Origin of the sequence: Pseudomonas sp. GM21, assembly GCF_000282215.1 — a bacterium.
Taxonomy (GTDB): Bacteria; Pseudomonadota; Gammaproteobacteria; order Pseudomonadales; family Pseudomonadaceae; genus Aquipseudomonas.
The window spans coordinates 69,142-92,116 of record NZ_AKJS01000190.1 but is presented as its reverse complement, the minus strand read 5'-3'; the positions used below and the strand labels follow the sequence as shown (position 1 = coordinate 92,116).

General features: G+C 58.5%; 19 protein-coding genes. 8 read left to right on the top strand and 11 right to left on the bottom strand.

Features of this window, described 5'->3' with window-relative positions:
- Positions 1-66: 66 nt before the first annotated feature.
- On the top strand, positions 67-822 hold the full coding sequence (locus PMI22_RS02140) for a substrate-binding periplasmic protein (protein ID WP_007949036.1): 756 nt from the start codon (positions 67-69) through the stop codon (positions 820-822).
- 3 nt (positions 823-825) lie between these two features.
- Here the strand turns inward: PMI22_RS02140 and PMI22_RS02145 are convergent, their stop codons facing one another.
- The 5 genes from PMI22_RS02145 to gpmI form a co-directional block, all read right to left on the bottom strand.
- Positions 826-2,064, bottom strand: a complete 1,239-nt coding sequence (locus tag PMI22_RS02145) for a trypsin-like serine peptidase (protein ID WP_007949035.1) — start codon at positions 2,062-2,064, stop codon at positions 826-828.
- Positions 2,065-2,169: 105 nt separating this feature from the next.
- On the bottom strand, positions 2,170-2,961 hold the full coding sequence (locus tag PMI22_RS02150) for a divergent polysaccharide deacetylase family protein (RefSeq protein ID WP_007949034.1): 792 nt from the start codon (positions 2,959-2,961) through the stop codon (positions 2,170-2,172).
- A gap of 1 nt (position 2,962) precedes the next feature.
- Complete coding sequence (locus PMI22_RS02155; RefSeq protein WP_007949032.1) at positions 2,963-4,288, bottom strand: S41 family peptidase; 1,326 nt, start codon at positions 4,286-4,288, stop codon at positions 2,963-2,965.
- Between the two features lie 31 nt (positions 4,289-4,319).
- Positions 4,320-5,618, bottom strand: a complete 1,299-nt coding sequence (locus PMI22_RS02160) for a murein hydrolase activator EnvC family protein (protein WP_007949031.1) — start codon at positions 5,616-5,618, stop codon at positions 4,320-4,322.
- A 231-nt stretch (positions 5,619-5,849) separates the two neighbouring features.
- Complete coding sequence (gene gpmI / locus PMI22_RS02165) at positions 5,850-7,379, bottom strand: 2,3-bisphosphoglycerate-independent phosphoglycerate mutase (RefSeq protein ID WP_007949030.1); 1,530 nt, start codon at positions 7,377-7,379, stop codon at positions 5,850-5,852.
- A 418-nt stretch (positions 7,380-7,797) separates the two neighbouring features.
- On the opposite strand from gpmI, the gene PMI22_RS02170 reads away from it, so the two are divergent.
- Genes PMI22_RS02170 through secB form a run of 3 tightly spaced genes read left to right on the top strand, consistent with a single transcriptional unit; the run spans position 7,798 to position 8,994 of the window.
- Positions 7,798-8,211: a rhodanese-like domain-containing protein gene (locus PMI22_RS02170; protein WP_007949029.1), complete on the top strand. Its 414-nt coding sequence runs from the start codon at positions 7,798-7,800 to the stop codon at positions 8,209-8,211.
- Between the two features lies 1 nt (position 8,212).
- On the top strand, positions 8,213-8,467 hold the full coding sequence (gene grxC / locus PMI22_RS02175; protein WP_007949027.1) for a glutaredoxin 3: 255 nt from the start codon (positions 8,213-8,215) through the stop codon (positions 8,465-8,467).
- A gap of 41 nt (positions 8,468-8,508) precedes the next feature.
- Positions 8,509-8,994, top strand: a complete 486-nt coding sequence (gene secB, locus PMI22_RS02180; protein ID WP_007949026.1) for a protein-export chaperone SecB — start codon at positions 8,509-8,511, stop codon at positions 8,992-8,994.
- A gap of 130 nt (positions 8,995-9,124) precedes the next feature.
- On the opposite strand, the gene PMI22_RS02185 is transcribed toward secB, so the two are convergent.
- Positions 9,125-9,580, bottom strand: a complete 456-nt coding sequence (locus tag PMI22_RS02185) for a tRNA (cytidine(34)-2'-O)-methyltransferase (RefSeq protein ID WP_007949025.1) — start codon at positions 9,578-9,580, stop codon at positions 9,125-9,127.
- Between PMI22_RS02185 and PMI22_RS0129825 the strand changes: the two genes are divergently transcribed.
- Positions 9,579-10,019, top strand: a complete 441-nt coding sequence (locus PMI22_RS0129825) for a hypothetical protein (protein ID WP_033049762.1) — start codon at positions 9,579-9,581, stop codon at positions 10,017-10,019. The two genes, PMI22_RS02185 and PMI22_RS0129825, sit on opposite strands and share 2 nt — an antisense overlap.
- A gap of 582 nt (positions 10,020-10,601) precedes the next feature.
- On the opposite strand, the gene ntrC is transcribed toward PMI22_RS0129825, so the two are convergent.
- The 4 genes from ntrC to glnA all read right to left on the bottom strand — a co-directional run bounded on the left by ntrC (position 10,602) and on the right by glnA (position 15,757).
- On the bottom strand, positions 10,602-12,038 hold the full coding sequence (gene ntrC / locus PMI22_RS02190) for a nitrogen regulation protein NR(I) (protein ID WP_007949021.1): 1,437 nt from the start codon (positions 12,036-12,038) through the stop codon (positions 10,602-10,604).
- A complete protein-coding gene (gene glnL, locus PMI22_RS02195) occupies positions 12,035-13,120 on the bottom strand; it encodes a nitrogen regulation protein NR(II) (protein WP_007949019.1) in 1,086 nt (361 codons plus the stop codon). Before glnL ends, ntrC begins: the two co-directional genes overlap by 4 nt.
- 417 nt (positions 13,121-13,537) lie before the next feature.
- On the bottom strand, positions 13,538-14,053 hold the full coding sequence (locus tag PMI22_RS02200) for a DUF4124 domain-containing protein (RefSeq protein ID WP_007949017.1): 516 nt from the start codon (positions 14,051-14,053) through the stop codon (positions 13,538-13,540).
- A gap of 297 nt (positions 14,054-14,350) precedes the next feature.
- On the bottom strand, positions 14,351-15,757 hold the full coding sequence (gene glnA / locus PMI22_RS02205) for a type I glutamate--ammonia ligase (protein WP_007949016.1): 1,407 nt from the start codon (positions 15,755-15,757) through the stop codon (positions 14,351-14,353).
- 330 nt (positions 15,758-16,087) lie between these two features.
- On the opposite strand from glnA, the gene thiI reads away from it, so the two are divergent.
- Positions 16,088-17,542, top strand: coding sequence for a tRNA uracil 4-sulfurtransferase ThiI (thiI, locus tag PMI22_RS02210; RefSeq protein ID WP_007949015.1), 1,455 nt, complete (start codon positions 16,088-16,090; stop codon positions 17,540-17,542).
- 138 nt (positions 17,543-17,680) lie between these two features.
- Positions 17,681-19,501, top strand: coding sequence for a translational GTPase TypA (typA, locus tag PMI22_RS02215; protein ID WP_007949013.1), 1,821 nt, complete (start codon positions 17,681-17,683; stop codon positions 19,499-19,501).
- A 254-nt stretch (positions 19,502-19,755) separates the two neighbouring features.
- Here the strand turns inward: typA and PMI22_RS02220 are convergent, their stop codons facing one another.
- Positions 19,756-20,196 carry a YkgJ family cysteine cluster protein gene (locus PMI22_RS02220; RefSeq protein WP_085984721.1) on the bottom strand — a complete coding sequence of 147 codons (441 nt, stop codon included), beginning with the start codon at positions 20,194-20,196 and terminating at the stop codon, positions 19,756-19,758.
- 259 nt (positions 20,197-20,455) lie between these two features.
- On the opposite strand from PMI22_RS02220, the gene PMI22_RS02225 reads away from it, so the two are divergent.
- Positions 20,456-22,906, top strand: coding sequence for a glycogen/starch/alpha-glucan phosphorylase (locus tag PMI22_RS02225; RefSeq protein ID WP_007949009.1), 2,451 nt, complete (start codon positions 20,456-20,458; stop codon positions 22,904-22,906).
- Positions 22,907-22,975: the final 69 nt, after the last annotated feature.

Genomic DNA, 22,975 nt, shown 5'->3' with positions numbered 1-22,975 from the left:
AGGCCAGTGGACATCATGGCGGGCTCAAGGCACTCTTGGGTACGCCATGGATTTCGGTAGCCAGACATGCTCAAACGCCTTCTTCTAGTCCTCGCCAGTGCCTCCCTGTTGTTTATCAGCGGAGCGCATGCCGCAGAAAGCCCCGATACCGACCTGGTGTTGCTGACGGAAAATTTCCCGCCATACAACATGGCGAAGAACGGCAAAAATTTCGCTCAAGGCGAGAACATCAATGGCATCGCCGTGGACATTGTCCGCGAAATGTTCAAGCGTGCCGACATCACTTATAGCCTGACGCTGCGTTTTCCTTGGGAGCGAATCTACAAACTCACCCTGGAAAAACCCGGTTACGGCGTGTTCGTGATGGCGCGCTTGCCTGATCGCGAGAAGCTCTTCAAGTGGGTCGGTCCGATTGGCCCGGATGACTGGATCATGCTCGCCAAGGCCGACACCACGATCACCCTCGAAACGCTGGATGACGCGCGTAAATACAAGATCGGCGCCTATAAGGGCGATGCGATTGCCGAGACACTCGCCAAGCAGGGATTGAATCCGATCGTTGTGCTGCGCGATCAGGACAATGCGAAGAAACTGGTCAACGGCCAAATTGATTTATGGGCCACCGGTGATCCGGCCGGGCGCTATCTGGCGCGGCAGGAAGGCGTGAATGGTCTGAAAACGGTTCTGCGCTTCAATAGCGCCGAACTGTACCTGGCGTTGAACAAAGACGTGCCGGACGAGATGGTGGCCAAGCTTCAGGCTGCGCTGGATCAACTGCGCATGGAAGGCAAGGTGGACGAGATCATGGCGCGGTACCTGTAGCAATTATCTCGACATTGCCTGAGACGGAACATCTGGCGTCGCGCTCAAGTACACGGCCCGCGTGAACACGTTGTTTAATTTCGCGCGGGTCAGGTGCTGTTGCCGGGAGCCGACGCCGATAATGCAGAGTGCATGCGCGCCGTTGGGTGGCCCGATTTCAGCATTGATGTAAGCGTCTTCAGTGCTGATGGCGGTGCTGTAGTTGTCGGTAGACTTGCAGTCTCTGGCGTTACGGACAGTTTTGTAGCGAAAGAAGGGCGCCTCAAGGGTGAACCTGAAGTCCCAGGTGGGTAACAGGATCTGTCCCGCCGCACTTTGCGTTCTATGAACGTTTGACTTGAGATTCCAGGGTTCCATGACGGTCAGTTCAACCGGTTCCAGAGAACAGTTCGGTCCGTCATTAGTGAATACACCCTCGATAAAGCAGTAGTGCAGAAAGTCGGCGGTGTAGCTGTAGTTGAAACGTGCTGCCTTGCAGGATGACGAACTTTCACATTCTGGGGTAACCGGCACATTGCGCAGAGCTGCGACCTTACTGACGATGCCGGTGATTTCGTTGGTGTGACGGTTCAACATCGGGCTACCGGAGCTGCCAGCATAAAGGTCGCAGCTGTTTTTCATGGCCAAAGGGAACACCCCGGGATGGTCGATGAAGGTTGCGGCGGTTTGCTCAGCGCAGGCACTCAATCGAAGCCCTTGTTCGGTAAAGCCGCCCGGCGCGCCAATGTTAAGCGCATCATGACTCTCGTTGGTTTGATGGGTCGCCAGCTTGAGCGGGTTGACCCCGGCCTGTATCAGCGACGCCAATGTTGCGTCGACTTCCAGTACTGCAAGATCGGTCCCGACCAGACTGCTCCAAAGGGCAGTCCGGATGGAGTATCGGCGCCTACGCTGAGGCATGTCATGAAAGTAGTGGAAAGTGACGCTGGCTTTCAAAGGCAGATTGGTCCGCGCCGAGCCGTACTGAAACAACACGCAATGACCGCTGGTGAGCAGGTAAGCAGGGCCGGTGGCTCGGCCTTGCCTGTTTCGCGTATCCAGTAGAACGGCGCTGCAGGTCTCGCCCGATTGAAGAATGAGTCGTCCCACGCCGCTCCAGAGTTCATAAAAATGTTCGCTGTTTTGCAGTGCCCTTGAGGGTGAGTCGTTGACTGCGCCTTCGCCCAGGTCGCGGGCCTGCACGGCGGATATAACCAGCAGGCCAATCAGGCCCGCGAAGTAAAAGAAGCTGAGGGATTTCATGTCCATTCCTTGGTGATGAAATTCAGGGTGAGCGCTATCGTGGCACGCGGTGGTGTACCGGCAGGTATAAATAGTTATCGCGAAAATGGAGTGGGCTGCGAGGAATTATCGGGCAGTCGGGAGGCGGTACTGGCCATCCTTGCCGTGCGCTGCCGTTGCACGATTGCCGCGCAAGCTGATCATCTGTTTGATGTCGATCCAGTCGATGCCCTGGGCTTTGAGCTTGGGCAATTCACGTTCAAGCACCGCTAATGTCTGTGGATACGGATGCCCGATCATCACCGCCGAACCCTGCTTGCGCGCCAGGCTGATCGCTGTTTGTAGCTGGGTGAAGATGGCCGCTTCGGTGCGCTCATCATCCAGAAACACATCCCGCGAAACGCTGGCCAAGCCAATCTTCTGCGCCTGCGCGGCGGCAACGGTTTGCGCGCTGGTGCGGCTGTCGACGAAAACTTTGTGCCGCTGCTGCAAGTCCGCCATCAACCAGGCCATGGCGGCCGGCTGGGCGGTCATTCGGCTGCCCATATGGTTGTTGATGCCCGCGGTATAGGGCACGACCTTGAAGGCCGCATTCAGGCGTTTTTCCAGCTCTAAGATCGGCAAGTCCGGGTGCCAGGCGAACGGCCCCGTGGCCGGGTCCATGGGCATGTGCAGGATAACGATCTTGCCGGCGCGATGGGCTTCGCGGGCGAATTCAGTGGCGTGGGGCGTGTCGGGCATGATCGCCGCGGTCACCGGGCCGGGCAGGGTCAGCACGCGGCGATCCCGGGGCAAGTTCTGCCCCAGGTCATCGATGATCAGGCTGAGATAGGCTTTTTGCGGGGCCGCCTCGACGGGCGCTGCGTGAGCAGTACCCGTCAGGCTGAGTAACAAACCCAGGATGAACCGCTGGAGCATCTCAGCGGCCGGACGTGATGTTCAACCCTTTGAGCAGACTCAAGGCCTGGGCCAACTGGTAATCATCATCTTGCGGCATGGCCTTAGCCTTGGCTTTGCCGCTGGAGCTGGTCGGCTTGTCGGCGCCGCCGTTGCCGTTGCCCAGGTGCCCCTGCAAATCGGCTTCCTTGAAGTACTCGCTGTCCTGCTCGGTGGTGATCTTGGCCTTGCGTACTTCGATGTCCGGGACGATGCCCTGGGCCTGAATCGAGCGGCCGTTCGGGGTGAAGTACAACGCGGTAGTGATCTTCAGGGCGCGGTCGTTGTTCAGTGGCAGCACGGTTTGTACCGAGCCTTTGCCGAAACTGGTAGTGCCCATCACCACGGCGCGTTTTTGATCCTGCAAGGCACCGGCGACAATTTCCGATGCCGAGGCACTGCCGCCGTTGATCAGCACAACCATTGGCACGGCTTCACTTTCATCCTTGCCGGTCGCGTTGAAGCGCAGCTCGGAATTGGCGATACGGCCTTTGGTGTAGACGATCAGGCCCTTTTTGATGAAGTGATCGACCACTTCCACCGCAGCCTGCAACACACCGCCCGGGTTGTTACGCAGGTCGAGGATGATGCCTTTGAGCTTCTTGCCGTTTTCCTTGCGCAGCTTGGCCAGGGCCTGGGAGACCTCTTCGCCGGTCTTGACCTGGAACTGAGTGATGCGGATGTAGCCGTAGCCATTCTCCAGCAACTGCGCTTTCACGCTCTTCACCTGAATGGTGGCGCGGGTCAGGGTTACGTCGAAGGGGGTACCGCCGTCGCGCACCAGGGTCAGGGTGATTTTCTGGCCGATCTTGCCGCGCATCTTGTCCACGGCTTCGGTCATGGTCTGGCCGCGAGTCGGCGCGCCGTTGATTTTGACGATGAAGTCGCCAGCCTGGATGCCAGCCTTGGAGGCCGGGGTGTCATCGATGGGCGAAACCACCTTGATGAAGCCGTCTTCGGCACCGACTTCAATGCCCAGGCCGCCGAATTCACCGCTGGTGCTTTCCTGCAACTCGGCGAAATCTTCCGGGCCCAGGTAGGCGGAGTGCGGGTCCAGGTTGCTGAGCATGCCTTTGATGGCGTTTTCCAGCAGGGTCTTGTCATCTACGGGCTCGACATAGGCAGCCTTGATCCGGTCCATGACCTCGGCAAAGGTGCGCAACTCATCCAGAGGCAGCGGTGCCTTGGTCGTCGCGGCAGTGCCCGCAGGCGCGACAGTCGTCGCTGGTTGAGCGGCGAACGCCAGAGGCGCGCCGATCACCAGGGCGATCGTCAGGGCCAGCGAGGTAAGGCGGGACAAATACAGCATGTCGAACGAACTCCTGAATTAGATGGCGTGCTTATCCTTGCACACGACACCATTGCGCCGGATCACTCGGGTGACCCTGCTGACGAATAGCGAAATACAGTGCTGGTGTGTCCTGCCCGCCACTGTTGCCGACAGTGGAGATGGACTCGCCGGCTTTTACTACGTCACCCGCAGACTTGAGCAATGTCTGGTTGTGACCATAAAGACTCAGAAAACCGTTGCCGTGGTCAAGAATCACCAGCAGCCCGGCACCACGCAACCAGTCGGCAAACACCACGCGACCGCCATGCACGGCATGCACCTGGCTGCCGGCGGAGGCGCTGATCATCACGCCATCCCACTTGGTGCGGGCATCGTCGCCACGGGACTCGCCAAAGCGTGCCAACAGTCGACCATCAACCGGCCAGGGAAGTTTTCCCCGGGTTGACGCAAAAGGGCCGCCAAAGGTTTCGCCTGAACTTGAAACCAGTGCGCCAGGCGTCGATCTGACGGGTTTGCGTGGGGCGTCGGTGGTATCAGCATCTGCTGCCGCCTGGGCCTCACGTAAACGCTTTTTTTCGGCTTCCTGCTGGGCGATCAGCGCTTTTTGCCGCGCTTCTTCTGCCTCACGGGCCTGGCGAGCCAAGGTTTCTTCAATGGTTTTAAGGACTTTAGACAGGTCTGCCTGATCCTGCTCGCGGGAGGCCAGTTTCTGGTCGCGAGCCTTTACGTCGTCGTTAAGCTTGGCCAGGACTTGCTGGCGCTCCTTGCGGACTTTTTCGAGTTCGTCGCGCTGGCTGTCGAGGCTGCTTTTCTGTACCAGCAATTGTGCCTGCTGCGAGTCGATGTCTTTTTCGACATTGGCCAGTTGGCGCAGTGTTTCATTGAAATTCTTCAGCTGCTCCAGTCGTGCCTGGCTCAGGTAATCGTAGTAGGTGAGGGTGCGGGCGAACTGTTCCGGGTTCTGCTGGTTCAGCAGCAGCTTCAGGTACTCCTGACGGCCGTTTTGATAGGCCGCGCGGGCCTGAATGGCGATCAGTCGTTGCTGTTCAATGCGCGCGCTCTGGAGTTTTTTTTTCTCGGTATCGAGTCGCTGCAACTCGGATTCGCTTTTTTTCAGCTCTTTTTGCAGGGCGTCGACCTGTTTCTCGAGCTTGCCCATTTCAGTCTCGGTGCCCTTGAGCTCTTTTTGCACACCGGATTTTTCTTCCTGCAGCTTGCCCAGCAGTTTTTTCAGCTCGGCAATATCCTGACGCGTGGCGTCCAACTGTTGTTGGGTTTGCTCGCGCTCGTCAGCGAAGGCCGGTTGGAGCAGGCAAGTCAGTGCTAGGGCTATCAGGACGCGGAGCATAGAGGCGGGCGGCACCAGGGAAAGGGACGGCCTAGTATGCCCGCCAAGCGTGGCAAAAAAAATGCCCAATTGGGGCTGTGTGATAACTGGCCCCAAAAACACCGCAAAACCAATGTGGGAGCGGGCTTGCTCGCGAATGCGGTGTGTCTGGCACCGTTGATGTCGACTGACTTACCGCATTCGCGGGCAATCCCGCTCCCACAGGGTTTCGGTGGTGTTTGACGGGGCGGGTTACACCAGAATCGAAGTCCCGGTCATTTCCGTCGGTTGTTCCAGGCCCATCAACATCAGCATGGTTGGTGCCACATCCGCCAGCACGCCGCCTTCACGGACCTTGAGGTCACGTTTGCCGACATAGATGAACGGTACTGGCTCGGTCGTGTGAGCGGTATGCGCCTGGCCGGTGGTTTCATCGGACATTTGCTCGACGTTGCCGTGGTCGGCCGTGATCAGCGCTTCGCCGCCGACTTTTTCCAGGGCTTCGACGATGCGGCCGACACACTGGTCCAGGCATTCAACGGCTTTCACCGCCGCTTCGAACACGCCGCTGTGGCCGACCATGTCACCGTTGGCGTAGTTGACCACGATCACGTCGTAGCGCTGGTTATCGATGGCGTCGACGATGCGGTCGGTGACTTCCGGTGCGCTCATTTCCGGCTGCAAGTCATAGGTAGCGACTTTCGGCGACGGGATCAGGATGCGCTCTTCGCCCGGGAACGGTTCTTCACGACCGCCGGAGAAGAAGAAGGTCACGTGGGCATATTTCTCGGTTTCGGCGATGCGCAATTGCGTCTTGCCGTTTTTCGCCAGGTAATCGCCCAACACGTTTTCCAGGCTGCCGGCGGCGAACGCCGAAGGTGCGGGAATGCTGGCGGCGTATTGAGTCAGCATGACGAAACCGGCCAGCTTCGGCTGGCGAGCGCGTTCAAACTCATTGAAACCGTCTTCGACGAACACGCGAGTCAGTTCGCGGGCGCGGTCGGCGCGGAAGTTCATGAACACCACGGCGTCGCCGTCTTCGACCTTGACCGGCTCGCCGATGGAGGTGGCTTTGACGAATTCATCGCTCTCGCCGCGTTCGTAAGCGGCTTGCAGACCTTCCTGGGCGGTGGCGGCATTGAATTCGCCTTGGCCATCGACAATCAGATTGTAGGCTTGGGACACGCGGTCCCAGCGGTTGTCGCGGTCCATGGCGAAGTAACGGCCGATGATGCTGGCGATACGACCTTTGCCCAGCGCCTGGAAGCTGGCGTCGAGCAATTCGATGGACGACTGTGCGCTTTTCGGTGGGGTGTCGCGGCCGTCGAGGAACGCGTGCAGGTAGATTTTCTCAGCGCCGCGTTTGAATGCAAGTTCAGCCATGGCGATCAGGTGGTCCTGATGGCTGTGAACGCCGCCATCGGACAGCAGGCCCATGAAATGCACGGCTTTGCCGGCTGCAACGGCTTTATCCACGGCGGCGCAGATGGTCGGGTTCTCGAAGAACTCGCCGTCGCGGATCGACTTGGTCACGCGGGTGAAGTCCTGATACACCACGCGACCGGCGCCGAGGTTCATGTGGCCGACTTCGGAGTTGCCCATCTGCCCATCGGGCAGGCCGACGTCCATGCCGCTGCCCGAGATCAGGCCGTTCGGCACGGTGGCCCACAGGCGGTCCAGCACGGGCTTCTTGGCCGCATAAATGGCGTTGGATTCAGGGCTTTCACTGTGACCGAAGCCATCGAGAATAATCAGGACCAAAGGTTTAGGCGTGGTAGTCATGGATTCCACTCGTGGCTGAGTTAAAAGAGGGCGATTAAAAAGGGAGTGGCAAGTTTAGGACGTGTTGACCCTCAATTGCGAGTCGCGTTTGCCCTGTGAGCGTGCCAGGCAAGGCGCGGGACGTGGGTAAGGGTTGTTTCCTTGCCGAGTCCCGCAACGCAGCATGGCGCGCTCACAGGGCAAACCCGGAGGGCCACGCCCCGTAAAGCGCAATCCGTCGTTATTCGTCGTTCATTTGAAACGCCAAACCTCACTCCTCATGCCTAGTCTTGCGATTTACGGGGCGCGGCGCGACTCGCAATTGAGGGTCAACACGTCCTACAGCTAAGTTCCGGCCACGTCACCGCCGGACGGGGTTTGGCCCACCATAGGGGCTGTGTATACTGGCCGACATTTTAACGCCCTGGAACCTCCTTCGATGGTTGCTCACCTGATTGAATTTGCCACTAACCACTACATTCTTGTCGGTATCTTCGTCGTACTGCTGGCGGCGCTGATTGCCTATCAAATGCAAGGCGGCGGCCGTAGCCTGAGTACCGGTGAACTGACCGGGCTGGTCAACAAGGACGCAGGCGTCGTGATCGACATTCGTTCGACCAAGGACTTCGCCGCCGGTCACATTGTTGGCGCGTTGAACATTCCTCACGACAAACTGACCGCTCGCGTCGGTGAACTGGAAAAGCACAAGGCCAAGACCATTATCCTGGTCGACGCCATGGGCCAGACCGCCGGTACGCATGCGCGCGAACTGATGAAATCCGGCTTCACCGCCGCCAAGCTCGCCGGTGGTATTTCCAGCTGGAAAGGCGACAACCTGCCGCTGGTGAAGTGATATGAGCAACGTCGTCGTCTATTCCAGCGATTACTGCCCTTACTGTTCGCGAGCCATGTACTTGCTCGAAAACAAAGGCGTGGCCTTCGAAGAGATCAAGGTCGATGGCAAGCCGCAGGTGCGCGCCGCCATGGCTCAGAAAGCCGGACGTACGTCCGTGCCGCAGATCTGGATCGGCAGCACCCACGTGGGTGGTTGTGATGATTTGTTTGCCCTTGAGCGCGCCGGTAAGCTCGACGCGATGCTCAAGGCCTGAATACCTTCCCTATAAGACCCCAAGATCAGAAAGGATCTGAGATGACTGACCAACAGAACACTGCAGCTAGCGAAGAAGAAACCGCACCGCAATTCTCCTTGCAGCGCATCTACGTACGTGACTTGTCCTTCGAAGCCCCGAAAAGCCCGGCGATTTTCCGCCAGCAGTGGGAACCGAGCGTGGGCCTGGATCTGAACACCCGTCAAAAGGCCCTGGAAGGCGACTTCCATGAAGTCGTGCTGACCTTGTCCGTGACCGTGAAAAACGGTGACGAAGTGGCATTCATCGCTGAAGTGCAACAGGCCGGGATCTTCCTGATCAAGAATCTGGACGACGCCTCGATGAGCCACACCCTCGGCGCGTTCTGCCCGAACATCCTGTTCCCGTACGCTCGCGAAACCCTGGACAGCCTGGTCACCCGCGGCTCGTTCCCGGCCCTGATGCTGGCCCCGGTGAACTTCGACGCGCTGTACGCACAAGAGCTGCAACGCATGCAGGCGGCTGGCGAGACTCCGACCGTTCAGTAAGCGTTAGAAGCACCAAAGCAATTTCAATGTGGGAGCGAGCCTGCTCGCGATTGGGAGTGTCAGATGACATCAATGTCGTCTGATACACCGCTTTCGCGAGCAGGCTCGCTCCCACATTTGTTATGCGGTGTTATTTAAAACCGAGCTGGCGCCAGCCTTCGTACACGGCAACCGCGACGGTGTTCGACAGGTTCAGGCTGCGGCAGCCTTCACGCATCGGCAAGCGCAGGCGTTGTTCGCCGGGCAGGGCGTCGAGCACTTCTGCCGGCAGGCCTCGGCTTTCCGGGCCGAACAGGAAGGCGTCACCCTCGGCGAAACTGGCATCGTGGAACGGTCGCGAGCCCTTGGTGGTGAAAGCGAACAAGCGAGGATGACCAAGGCTCTCCAGGCAACTGGCGAGATCGGCGTGGCGTTGCAGGGTGGCATACTCGTGGTAGTCGAGGCCGGCCCGGCGCAGGCGCTTGTCGTCCATCTCGAAGCCCAGCGGCTCGATCAAATGCAGGTGGCAGCCACTGTTGGCGCACAGCCTGATAACGTTGCCGGTATTCGGCGGAATTTCTGGTTGAAAAAGGATGACGTGAAACATGCACGGCTCCGAAGGTAAAGATGACGGGCATTCTACGCCGCCAAAGGACTCGCGTTCGAAACTATTCCCGCGCGTGCTCGGTTCATTGGCAATTGTCGGGATGATGGTGGGGCTGATGATTGGTCGCCTGACCGCGCCTGACCCGACTGTCTTGCAGCAGGTCGAGGTCACCAGCGACGGGCTGGTGGTGTGGTTCAACAATGAACCCAAGCACCATGGCGAGTTTGTGGACGGTAGCCTTGCGTTGCTGTTCGAGGCGGAAGGTAAGGCGCAGAACGGCCAGCTCAAGCTCAGCGACAAAACAGTCAACTGGCGGGTGCGTTTGAGTGATGGGGGGTTGTTGCTGTCGGTGGTAGCGGCCCGGCCGCTGCAGGGCGAATGGGCCGGTAGTGAGGTCGATGACCGCTGGCGGCTGGAGATCCATCTCCGAGAGCAATAAAAGAGGGAATCCCCGGCCTGCCTGTACCAAGGCTCCCAAAACGTCGGGGCTCACGCATTGCGTCGTGAGCCCGGTGTAAAGAAGGAACCCCTGACCTGCCTGTATCAAGGGCCCCAAAACAGGGTGGGCTCGTCGCGTCAGCGGTGTGAGCCCGATGTAAAGAGGGGAATCCCCGGCCTGCCTGTACCAAGGTCCCCGAAACCGGGTAGTGAACTGAATCACTGAATGGACTATTGCAGGGGGCGTGCCAGGTTTTAACAAATTGGTACAGAAAGTTGCTTTCAAACGCCAGAAGCCCCGTATTTCGGGGCTTTCGTGTTTTTTCATTAGGGTTTCGATTGCGAATACAGGCGGGGTTTTGAATGTGCTTTTGTGCGCGATTGCGGTTCACGGTGCATTGCTGCGGTGCACAGAGCTCGAAATGTAGGAGCGAGCCTGCTCGCGAAAGCGGTGGTTCAGTTTGATCGTTCCCACGCTCTGCGTGGGAACGCAGCCCGGGACGCTCCGCGTCCCCAGTTGAAGCGGACGCAGAGCGTCCATTGAGGCATTCCCACGCGGGAGCGTGGGAACGATCAAGTCTGCTTAGCTCTCATCCCCCTCCTCATCATCCCCGCCATCCACCTTCATCCCCAATTCCTTGATCTTGCGCGTCAAGGTATTACGCCCCCAACCCAGCAAGACCGCAGCATCGCGGCGGCGGCCGGCGGTGTGTTTGAGCGCAGTCTCGATCATGATCCGCTCGAAAGCCGGCACCGCGCTGTCCAGCAGGCTCGACTGGCCACGTGCCAATGCTTGATCGGCCCACTGGCGCAGCGCTTGCTCCCAGTTGGTTACCGGGGCCGAATCCTGCGGCAGGCTCAGCAGCTCTGGCGGCAGGTCGCTGATGTGCACTTCGCGACCCGAAGCCATCACCGTGATCCAGCGGCACGTGTTCTCCAGCTGGCGCACGTTGCCGCCCCACGGCAGGTTCTTCAGGTATTCCTCGGTTTCGCTTTTCAGCAACTTCGGCTCGACCGCCAGTTCCTGCGCGGCACGGGCAAGGAAGTGCTTGGCCAGGGTCGGAATGTCTTCGCGACGGTCCGACAGCCGTGGGATGTGGATGCGGATCACGTTGAGGCGGTGGAACAAGTCTTCGCGGAATTTTCCGGCGTGTACCAGGGTTTCCAGGTTCTGGTGCGTTGCAGCGATGATTCGCACATCGACCTTCACCGGCACATGACCGCCAACGCGATAGAACTCGCCGTCAGCCAATACCCGCAGCAAGCGGGTTTGTGTATCGGCCGGCATGTCGCCGATTTCGTCGAGGAACAGCGTGCCGCCGTCAGCCTGTTCGAAACGCCCGCGACGCAGGTTGGCCGCGCCGGTGAACGCGCCTTTCTCATGGCCGAACAGTTCGGACTCCATTAGATCTTTTGGAATCGCCGCCATATTCAGTGCGATGAACGGCGAGGCTGCTCGTGGGCTGTGACGGTGCAGGGCGTGGGCCACCAGCTCTTTGCCGGTCCCGGATTCGCCATTGATCAGCACGGTAATGTTGGAGTGGCTCAAGCGCCCGATGGCGCGAAACACTTCCTGCATCGCCGGTGCTTCACCGATGATTTCCGGGGTGCGGGTCAGGGCGACCGGGACTTCCAGGCCCTGCTGTTCCTGGGCGTGCTGGTTGGCGCGTTTGACCAGGGAGACCGCTTCATCGACATCGAATGGCTTGGGCAGGTATTCAAACGCGCCACCCTGATAGGACGCGACAGCGCTGTCCAGGTCGGAGTGAGCCGTCATGATGATGACCGGCAGCCTCGGGTGCTGTTCGCGAATCCGTGCCAGAAGCTCCAGGCCGCTGGCGCCCGGCATGCGGATGTCAGAGATGATCACGTCTGGTTGCTGGCGCGCCAGGCGGCTCATCACGCCATCGGCGCTGTCGAAGCTTTGCGTGGTCATGCCTTCCTGTTGCAAGGCTTTTTCCAGGACCCAACGGATAGAACGGTCGTCATCGACGATCCACACGGTTTCACTACGGCTCATGTCGATGTGGCTCCTTGTTCCAGGGGCAGAAAGATCGAGAAAGTGGTGTGGCCTGGGTGGCTGTCACATTCGATCAAGCCCTGGTGCTGGCTGATGATGTTCTGGGTAATGGCCAGGCCCAGCCCGGTACCGTCCGGACGACCGCTGACCATTGGAAAGAAAATGGTTTCCTGGAGTTCTGCAGGAATGCCCGGACCGTTGTCGATGATTTCGATCTTGGTCACCAGGCGATGGCGCACGTGGCCGATGGTGAATTGGCGCATGGCGCGGGTACGCAGGCTGATGCGACCCAGGCGCAGTTCGTTCTGGCTGCTGATGGCCTGCATCGCGTTGCGCACGATGTTGAGCACCGCCTGAATCATTTGTTCGCGGTCGATCAACACGTCAGGAATGCTGGGGTCGTAGTCGCGCACCAAGGTGATGCAGCCCTGGCTTTCCGCTGACACCAGTTGGCAGACACGCTCCAGTACCTCGTGGATGTTACACATGGCCAGCGACGGCAACTTGTTCGAGCCGAGCATGCGGTCGACGAGGTTTCGCAAGCGATCGGCTTCTTCAATGATCACGTTGGTGTAATCGCGCAGGCTTTCTTCCGGCAGTTCGCGGGCGAGCAATTGTGCGGCGCCGCGAATCCCGCCCAGCGGATTCTTGATTTCGTGGGCGAGACCGCGCACCAGCATCTTGCTGGTCTCCTGCTTCGACAATTGTGCCTCTTCCTTGGTGATCCGCAGCAAGCGGTCACGGGGGTGGACTTCCAGCAACAGCATCGTGCCGCCGTTGACCAGGATCGGCGTTACCGCGTAGTCGACGGTCAGGGTCTGGCCGGTGAGGGCGGTGAGCATCGCTTCGCGCTTGGTGAACGGATGTGCCTGCTCGACCGCCTGACGCAGGGAATTCAATGCTTCGGTGGACTCGGTGAACAGCTCGCTGATGAACTGCCCATGGCTGCGCTGTCCGCTGATGGCCAGCAACATCTCTGCCGCCGGGTTCATGTACTCAAGGCGCAGTTCGGCATCGAGCAGGATGGTGGCAGTGGTCAGGTTGTCCAGTAGTAGTCGATGCAGTGCGTCATTGATGGTCATCAGGACCTCTTTTGGAGCAGGGCGCGCGCAAGAACCAAGCGCTGATGCTGGGAAAATGCAAAAACCAAACCAAGGCTCCGAAAAGAAGCGTTAAAGGCCTTAAACGGGCGTTTTACGCTCGTTTGCGTGACGTTCTGCCAGCTTTCGCGGGTACTTTCGAACCAAAATGGGTTGTGATATGGGTACGGTGCAACCTATCGCACCAATATAGGGCGCAAAGCTGAGCGGCGTTAGAACAATCGCAAGAAAGGATTTTTTTCCTCTTCCGGCTTGTCGGTGAGCGGGCATCCCGGTCGTTGTCCGTAGTCGGCGAGGGCGCAGGGTTTGACCTGGCGCTTTTGCGCGAGGGATGTGCTCAACATGTGGAATGGCTGATTGGCCGTGCGTTCGACGGTGCGGTCCTGTTCGTCGAGGATTTCAACGGACTGGCTTATGCACCCTTTGTAAGGTGAACGTTACGCTCGGACTTTGCTGAAGAACGTTCTCGCCTTCGATCACCTGCACCGCCAGGCTGTGCTCGCCACGGTCGATGTTTACCAGTTGCAGGATGGGCACATTGCTCGACTGCCCGTACGGTTGGTCATCCAGCAGCAACCGCAAGAGGTGCGGCGCTTGTAAGCGAGGCTTGATCAGGACGCTGACGGTGAAGCTGCCGTTATTGGCGCGCAGGGCTTCCCCGGTGGGCAGGCCAGTCAGCTGCAGCAGCTCGTAGTCGCTGTGCGGCGGCTCATGACGGGGGCTTTCGAAGGAGGGGGCGGGAGTAGGCCGGGGTTGCACGCTATTCAGCGGCGGCAACTCAACCGGCTGTGCCGGCACACCATCGGGGGGTTGATTGCTGTAGGCGGTATTGCCATCGGCGTCAGTGTATTTATAGATCTGCGCTGCGGCGGGCAGGGCGATCAGCAACCACATCAAAAGAAAACCACGACCCATAACATCGACCGGAAACAAAAGCGTTGGGGTGCAGCATAGGTCAGGGGAGGTGATTGACCCAAGCCGTTAACATTTCGGCATGATTTACAAATTCCCCCAAACACCACAAAACCCCTGTGGGAGCGAGCCTGCTCGCGAAGGCGGTGTGTCAGTAACATTCATTTTGAATGAGAAACCGCTTTCGCGAGCAGGCTCGCTCCCACAGGGTTCTTCATTGGTCGTTAAATCGCGGGCACAAAAAAGGCCTTCCGAAGAAGGCCTCTTTTTTGTCACGCCGCGTGCCGCAGCGCTACCGGATCAGCAGCTGTAGTACAGCTCATATTCCAGTGGGTGTACGAAGGTACGAACCTTGATTTCTTCTTCGCTTTTCAGGGCGATGTAAGCGTCGATGAAGTCGTCGCTGAAAACGCCGCCTTTGGTCAGGAACGCACGACCTTTGTCGAGTTCTTCCAGGGCTTCTTTCAGGCTGCCGCAAACTTGTGGGATCTCTTTCGCCTCTTCAGGCGGCAGGTCATACAGGTTTTTGTCAGCTGCGTCGCCAGGGTGGATCTTGTTCTGGATGCCGTCCAGGCCAGCCATCAACAGTGCAGCGAAGCCCAGGTACGGGTTAGCTGCTGGATCCGGGAAGCGAGCTTCGATACGGCGAGCGCGAGGGCTGGACACGTAAGGAATGCGGATCGAAGCGGAACGGTTGCGAGCCGAGTAGGCCAGCATTACTGGAGCTTCGAAACCTGGGACCAGACGCTTGTAGGAGTTGGTCGACGGGTTGGTGAAGCCGTTCAGTGCCTTACCGTGCTTGATGATGCCGCCGATGAAGTACAGAGCGGTGTCGGACAGGCCGGCATAGCCTTCGCCAGCGAAGGTGTTCTTGCCATCTTTGGCGATGGACAGGTGAACGTGCATACCCGAACCGTTGTCGCCATACAGAGGCTTAGGCATGAAAGTCGCGGTGCGGCCGTAAGCAACTGCAACGTTGTGTACGCAGTACTTCAGGGTCTGAACTTCGTCAGCCTTGGCAACCAGGGTGTTGAACTTCACACCGATTTCGTTCTGGCCGGCAGTCGCCACTTCGTGGTGGTGAACTTCGATGGTCAGGCCCATTTCTTCCATGGCGTTGCACATGGAGGTACGGATTTCGTGGTCGTGGTCGAACGGTGGAACCGGGAAGTAACCGCCTTTGATACCTGGACGGTGACCATGGTTGCCGCCTTCGATGTCCTGGTCGGACATCCACGAACCTTGTTCGGAGAAGATTTTGAACATCGAGCCAGAGATGTCGGACTTGAACTTCACTTGATCGAAGATGAAGAACTCAGGCTCCGGACCTACGAATACGGTGTCGCCGATACCGGTCGACTTCAGGTATTCCTCGGCGCGGTGGGCGATGGCGCGTGGGTCACGGTCATAGCCTTGCATGGTCGAAGGGTCGATCACGTTGCAGACCAGAATCAGCGTTGGGTCTTCGGTGAACGGGTCGAGGACGGCAGTGCTGTCGTCCGGCAGCAGGATCATGTCGGAGGCTTCGATGCCTTTCCAGCCGGCGATGGAGGAACCGTCGAACATTTTGCCTTCTTCGAAGAAAGCTTCATCCAGCGCGTCGCGAGCCGGCATGGTCACGTGGTGCTGAGTGCCTTTGGTGTCCGTGAAGCGCAGATCAATCCATTTGACGTCATGATCTTTGATGAGTTGAACCGACTTCGACATAGTGTCCTCCGGGTGGCTTCGGGCTTAGTAGTGGATGCCCTTGGAATGTGGGTGATGCCGGCGCGAATACTCTGCCAAGGCAACCTGCCTCACAAGGGAGCAAATTGCATGCCAGTGCCCCACCATGGGTTTTTTGCCCCATTTTCACGCTTATAAAGGTACAGACGGTCATTAGACGGAAAATCGCGCCCTACAATGTGGCGCAAAAATCTGCAAACGACCTGTTTTGGTGCGCGAAAAACCTTCTGCATATTAACTGGTTAAACCTTGAGCAATTTCCGCTATAATCCGCGCCCCCCTTTTTCGGCTGGCCCAGCGCGCGCTGTTTTCATGAAACTAATCGTAAAAGTCTTTCCCGAGATCACCATCAAGAGCCGCCCGGTACGGATGCGTTTCATCCGCCAATTGGCCAAAAACATCCGCACCGTGCTCCGCGATCTGGACCCGGCCGTGGTGGTGAACGGTGTGTGGGACAACCTCGAACTGGAAACCCGCGTCAGCGAGCCCAAAGCCCTGAAGGAGATGGGCGAGCGCCTGAGCTGCATGCCGGGCGTCGCGCACTTCCTGCAGATCGACGAATACCCGCTGGGTGATTTCGATGACATCGTTGAAAAGTGCAAGCAGCACTACGGTGATGCACTGGCCGGCAAGATTTTCTCGGTGCGGTGCAAACGCGCCGGCAAGCACCCATTTAGCTCGATAGATATTGAGAAATACGTCGGCAGCCAGTTGCGCCGTCAGTGCGGTGCCGCCGGGATTGACCTGAAAAAACCTGAAATCGAAGTCCGAATCGAAGTTCGCGACCAACGGTTGTTCGTGATCCATAGTCAGCACAACGGCATTGGCGGTTATCCGCTGGGTGCACTGGAACAGACGCTTGTACTGATGTCCGGCGGCTTCGATTCCACCGTGGCGGCGTACCAGATCATGCGCCGTGGCCTGATGAGCCATTTCTGCTTCTTCAATCTGGGCGGAAGGGCCCACGAACTGGGCGTCATGGAAGTCGCGCACTTCATCTGGAAGAAGTACGGAAGCTCTCAGCGCGTGTTATTTGTCAGTGTGCCGTTCGAGGAAGTTCTGGGAGAAATTCTCGGGAAAGTCGATAACAGTCATATGGGCGTAGTTTTGAAGCGTATGATGTTGCGCGCTGCTTCCCGTATTGCTGATCGGTTGCAAATCGAAGCGCTGGTCACCGGTGAAGCGATTTCCCAGGTGTCGAGCCAGACGTTGCCGAACCTGTCCGTGATCGACTGCGTGACCGACAAGCTGGTCTTGCGTCCGCTGATTGCCAGTCACAAGCAGGACATCATCGATCTGGCCAACGAAATCGGGACGGCCGACTTCGCCAAGCACATGCCGGAATACTGCGGGGTCATCTCGGTCAATCCGAAGACGGCTGCCAAGCGCCACCGGGTGGAGCACGAAGAGAAAGAATTCGACATGGCGGTCCTTGAGCGTGCGCTCGAGAACGCCAAACTGGTACCGATCGATCGCGTCATCGACGAATTGGGCCAGGACTTGCAGATTGAAGAAGTCAGCGAAGCGCTGGCGGGGCAAATCATCATCGACATCCGTCACCCGGATGCCGCTGAAGATGATCCGCTGGCCCTGGCTGGTATCGAGGTACAAGCGATGCCTTTCTATGCATTGAACGCTCGTTTCAAGGAACTGGACCCTACTCGCCAGTACCTGCTGTATTGCGACAAAGGCGTGATGAGTCGCCTGCATGCCCACCATTTGCTCAGTGAGGGGCATGCCAATGTGCGCGTTTATCGACCGAGCTAAGAGCCCGGGGCTGTATGCCTGTGGCCTGCGTCACCGGCCCCCCGACTCTGCCGTCAAGCTGTAACGGCAAGGCCTGACTCTACTGTAATCGCTGCCAAGACTTGTCAGCACACCGAATCCTCTGATCGAGATACACAAGTGATCGAAAATCTACGCAACATCGCCATCATTGCTCACGTTGACCATGGTAAAACCACCCTGGTAGACAAACTCTTGCGTCAATCCGGCACCCTGGAGCGCAACGAGCTCAACGACGAGCGCGTGATGGACTCCAACGACCAGGAGAAAGAGCGCGGTATTACCATTCTGGCGAAAAACACCGCCATCAACTGGAACGGCTACCACATCAACATCGTGGACACCCCGGGCCACGCCGACTTCGGCGGCGAAGTTGAACGCGTAATGTCGATGGTTGACTCCGTTCTGCTGCTGGTTGACGCTCAAGACGGCCCTATGCCGCAAACCCGTTTCGTAACCAAGAAGGCTTTCGAAGCCGGCCTGCGTCCAATCGTGGTCATCAACAAGGTTGACCGTCCAGGCGCGCGTCCGGACTGGGTTCTGGACCAGATCTTCGACCTGTTCGACAACCTCGGTGCTACCGAAGAACAGCTGGACTTCAAAGTCGTCTACGCCTCGGCCCTGAACGGTATTGCCGGTCTGGACCACACTGCCATGGCTGAAGACATGACCCCGCTGTACCAGTCGATCGTCGACGACGTACCTGCGCCGAAAGTCGACCGTGACGGTCCGTTCCAGATGCAAATCTCCGCTCTGGACTACAACAGCTTCCTGGGTGTTATCGGCGTTGGCCGTATCGCTCGTGGTCGCGTCAAGCCGAACACCCCGGTAGTAGCGATCGACGCCGACGGCAAGCGCCGTAACGGTCGTATCCTGAAGCTGATGGGTCACCACGGTCTGCACCGCATCGACGTTGAAGAAGCAGCGGCCGGCGACATCGTCTGCGTCAGCGGCTTCGACCAGCTGTTCATCTCCGACACTCTGTGCGACCCACTGAACGTCGAAGCGATGAAGCCGCTGACCGTTGACGAACCAACCGTTTCGATGACCTTCCAGGTTAACGACTCGCCGTTCTGCGGCCGTGAAGGCAAGTTCGTGACCAGCCGTAACATCAAGGAACGTCTGGACAAAGAGCTGCTGTACAACGTTGCTCTGCGCGTTGAAGAAGGCGACTCGGCTGACAAGTTCAAAGTTTCCGGCCGTGGTGAGCTGCACCTCTCGGTACTGATCGAAACCATGCGTCGCGAAGGCTTCGAAATGGGTGTTGGTCGTCCGGAAGTGATCATCCGTATGGTTGACGGCGTCAAGCACGAACCGTACGAAAACGTGACCATCGACCTGCCGGAAGAATCCCAGGGCGCGATCATGGAGCAAATGGGCCTGCGTAAAGGCGACCTGACCAACATGGTTCCGGATGGCAAGGGCCGTGTGCGCCTTGAGTACAACATCCCGGCTCGTGGCTTGATCGGTTTCCGTAACGAGTTCCTGACCCTGACCTCCGGTGGCGGCATCCTGACTTCGATCTTCGATCGTTACGACGTGATGAAGTCCGGCGACATGTCCGGCCGTCAGAACGGCGTGCTGGTATCGGTTGCTACCGGTAAGGCTCTGACTTACTCGCTGGAAACCCTGCAGGCGCGTGGCAAGCTGTTCGTAGAACACGGCCAGGACATCTACGAAGGTCAAATCGTTGGCTTGAACAGCCGCGACAACGACCTGGGTGTCAACCCGACTAAAGGCAAGAAGCTCGACAACATGCGTGCTTCGGGTAAAGACGAAACCATCGCACTGGTTCCGCCTGTCAAGTTCACTCTGGAGCAAGCTCTGGAGTTCGTACAGGAAGACGAACTGTGTGAAGTCACTCCTAAGTCCATCCGTCTTCGCAAGAAGATCCTGGGCGAAAGCGAGCGTACCCGCGCTGCGAAGAAGTCCGGTAACTAAGTCATTTAGTTAGCTGATAAAAAAACGCCCCCGACCGCAAGGTCGGGGGCGTTTTTGTTTGTCTGGCTGTAGCAACTCTTTCGCCTCTGTAGCAGCTGTCGAGCCCCAGCGAGGCTGCGTTCGACTGCGCAGCAGTCGTAAATTCTGTGAATGTAGTCCCCAGGAATCACCGTGGCGCATGGTTTAACGACTGCTTCGCAGCCGAACGCAGCCTCGCTGGGGCTCGACAGCTGCTACGGGGGATTGATGGGGGGTTAGAATTTTTCGAGCGGCCGGCGGCTGGCGCTGGTCTCACGCGCCACTTCCTTCGGCTTGTACGCGCAATACCCCGGACGCGGTCCGATTTTCGGGTGGTTGCGGCAAGTGTCCGGGCGCTTTTCATAAATAGTGCACAGGCGGCTCTTACGATCCAGATAGAGGCAATCGTTGTTGCTCATGCGCTGGAGGGTGAAGATTTCGGTCTTCTGACTGTAACGCTCGACGATCCCTTCCTTCTGCAGGCGCTTGGCGATGTTCTTCGCCGGCTCGCCGCGCTCGAATTCGTCGACGATGCCGATACGGATCAGGTCCTTGATCTTGACCTCGACCGGCAGCGTGCAGCAGCTGGACACGCAGGAACCGCACATCGGCGCAGAGTACTTGGCCCAGGTATCGAGGCGATCGATCTCAGCGGCGGCGATCAGGTTGGGTTTCATCATCGGTTGTTACCAGCACGTGCATCAGGGCGCGCGATCATACCGGGACTGGTGGATTTTTGAACAACCTTTCGCCAGATTTTTTCTGTAGTACCTCAATAGCACCGTTAATCCGGCACGCCCCCTGCATTGATTCAGGCACACGACAATGTAATGCCGACCTATCTCGCACTATCAGGAAAAACTGCCGAACCCGAGCTCCCACCGTCTGTCAGACCGTCTAGGCTCAACAACTCCACGCTCGCTCGAGGTCTTATCGATGACTCAAGAACCACTTGTTCGCGAAGCAGAGGTGGCCGCATTCCGCGACGCCGTCTTGACCAAACTCACCTACGCGGTGGGTAAAGACCCGGATCACGCCTTCGACCACGACTGGTTCGAAGCCATCGCCCTGGCGGCACGTGATCACATGGTCGAGCACTGGATGGATCACACCCGGCAGATCTACCGCAAAGGGCAGAAGCGGGTTTATTACCTTTCCCTGGAATTCCTCATCGGCCGGCTGCTCTACGACAGCCTGAGCAACCTTGGCTTGCTCGACGTCGCCCGTGCAGCGCTGACCGAGCTTGGCGTCGACCTCGAACGCATTCGCCTGCTGGAGCCCGACGCGGCCTTGGGCAACGGCGGCCTCGGTCGTCTGGCGGCGTGCTTCATGGAAAGCATGTCGACCCTCGGCATTGCCGGTCATGGCTACGGCATTCGCTATGAGCACGGTTTGTTCCGCCAGGCCATTGTCGATGGCTGGCAGCAGGAGCAGACCGAACACTGGCTGGACTTCGGCAACCCGTGGGAATTTGAACGGGCGGAGGTCGTTTACCCGATCGGCTTCGGCGGCGGCGTTGAAACCGTCATCGATGAAAACGGTAAATCCAAGCAAGTCTGGACCCCGGTGGAAACGGTGCGTGCGATTGCTTACGACACCCCGGTGGTCGGCTGGCGCGGGGCGAGCGTCAACACACTGCGTCTTTGGCGTGCCCGGGCGATGGAAGATTTGCACCTGGAGCGCTTCAACGCCGGTGACCACTTGGGTGCGGTAGCGGAAGTGGCTCGCGCCGAAAGTATTTCCCGCGTGCTTTATCCAGCGGACAGCACCGAAGCCGGCCAGGAACTGCGCCTGCGCCAGGAATACTTCTTCGTCGCCGCGTCCTTGCAGGATTTGCTGCGCCGCCATCGAAACATGCACACCTCGGTGCTGACCCTGGGCGACCACGCGGCGATCCAGCTCAACGACACTCACCCCTCGATTGCCGTGGCTGAATTGATGCGCCAGCTGGTCGATGTCTACGACGTGGCGTGGGATGCGGCGTGGCAAGTCACCGTCGACACGCTGTCGTACACCAACCACACGCTATTGCCCGAAGCGCTGGAAACCTGGCCGGTCGGTTTGATGGAGCGGATGTTGCCGCGGCACATGCAGATCATTTACCTCATCAACGCCCAACACATAGACTCCCTGCGCGCCAAAGGCATTCATGACTTTGACGTATTGCGCGCTGTATCGCTGATCGAAGAAGACAACGGTCGCCGTGTGCGCATGGGCAACCTCGCGTTCCTCGGCTCCCACAGCGTCAACGGCGTGTCCGGGCTGCACACGCAGCTGATGCGCAAAACCGTGTTCTCCGAACTGCACAAGCTCTACCCGGACAGGATCAACAACAAGACCAACGGCATCACCTTCCGCCGCTGGCTCTACCAGGCCAACCCCGAACTGACGTCGATGATGGTCGATGCCCTCGGGCCTGATTTGCTGGATAACCCCGAAGAGCGCTTGCTCGACCTGGAACCGTTCGCCGAAAAAGCTGCGTTCCGCAAGGCATTCGCCGAACAGCGGCTGCACAGCAAGAAAGCCCTGGCCTACCTGATTCACGAGCGGCTGGGGGTGGCGGTCAATCCGGCGGCGATGTTCGACGTGCAGGTCAAACGGATCCACGAATACAAACGCCAGTTGCTCAATCTGATGCACACCGTCGCGTTGTATCAGGCAATTCGAGCCGAACCGGAAATCGACTGGGTGCCGCGGGTGAAGATCTTTGCCGGCAAGGCCGCCGCCAGTTATCACCAGGCCAAGCTGATCATCAAATTGACCAACGACATTGCCCGGGTGGTGAACAACGACCCGACCGTGCGCGGCTTGCTCAAAGTGGTGTTCCTGCCCAACTACAACGTCAGTCTGGCGGAGAGCATTATTCCGGCGGCGGATTTGTCGGAACAGATTTCCACCGCAGGCTTCGAGGCTTCCGGCACCAGTAACATGAAGTTCGGCCTCAACGGCGCACTGACCATCGGCACCCTGGACGGGGCCAACGTAGAAATGTCCGAGCGCATTGGCGTCGAACACATGTTCATCTTCGGTCTCAGTGCGCAGCAGGTCGAGGCGCGCAAACAGAACCACGAGTTCAATGCGACACCGGACATCGCGGCGTCCCATCGACTCAATGACGTGCTGCAAGCGATTCGCGGCGGGGTGTTCTCCCCGGATGATCCGTCCCGTTACACCGGGCTGATTGATTCGCTGGTGGACTACGATCGCTTCCTGGTCTGCGCCGATTTTGACGCTTACTGGAATGCGCAGATGCGCGTCGAAGCCCATTGGCACGATTCCAAGGAGTGGTGGCGTTCGGCTGTGTTGAACACGTCGCGGATGGGTTGGTTCTCTTCAGACCGGACCATTCGCGAGTACGCCACGGATATCTGGAAAGCACTGGAGTAACTTTTCGCAATAATTGCATGCACGGCCCGGCGGGTGTCGGGACTGGCCGATATACTAAGCAGCGGTTAC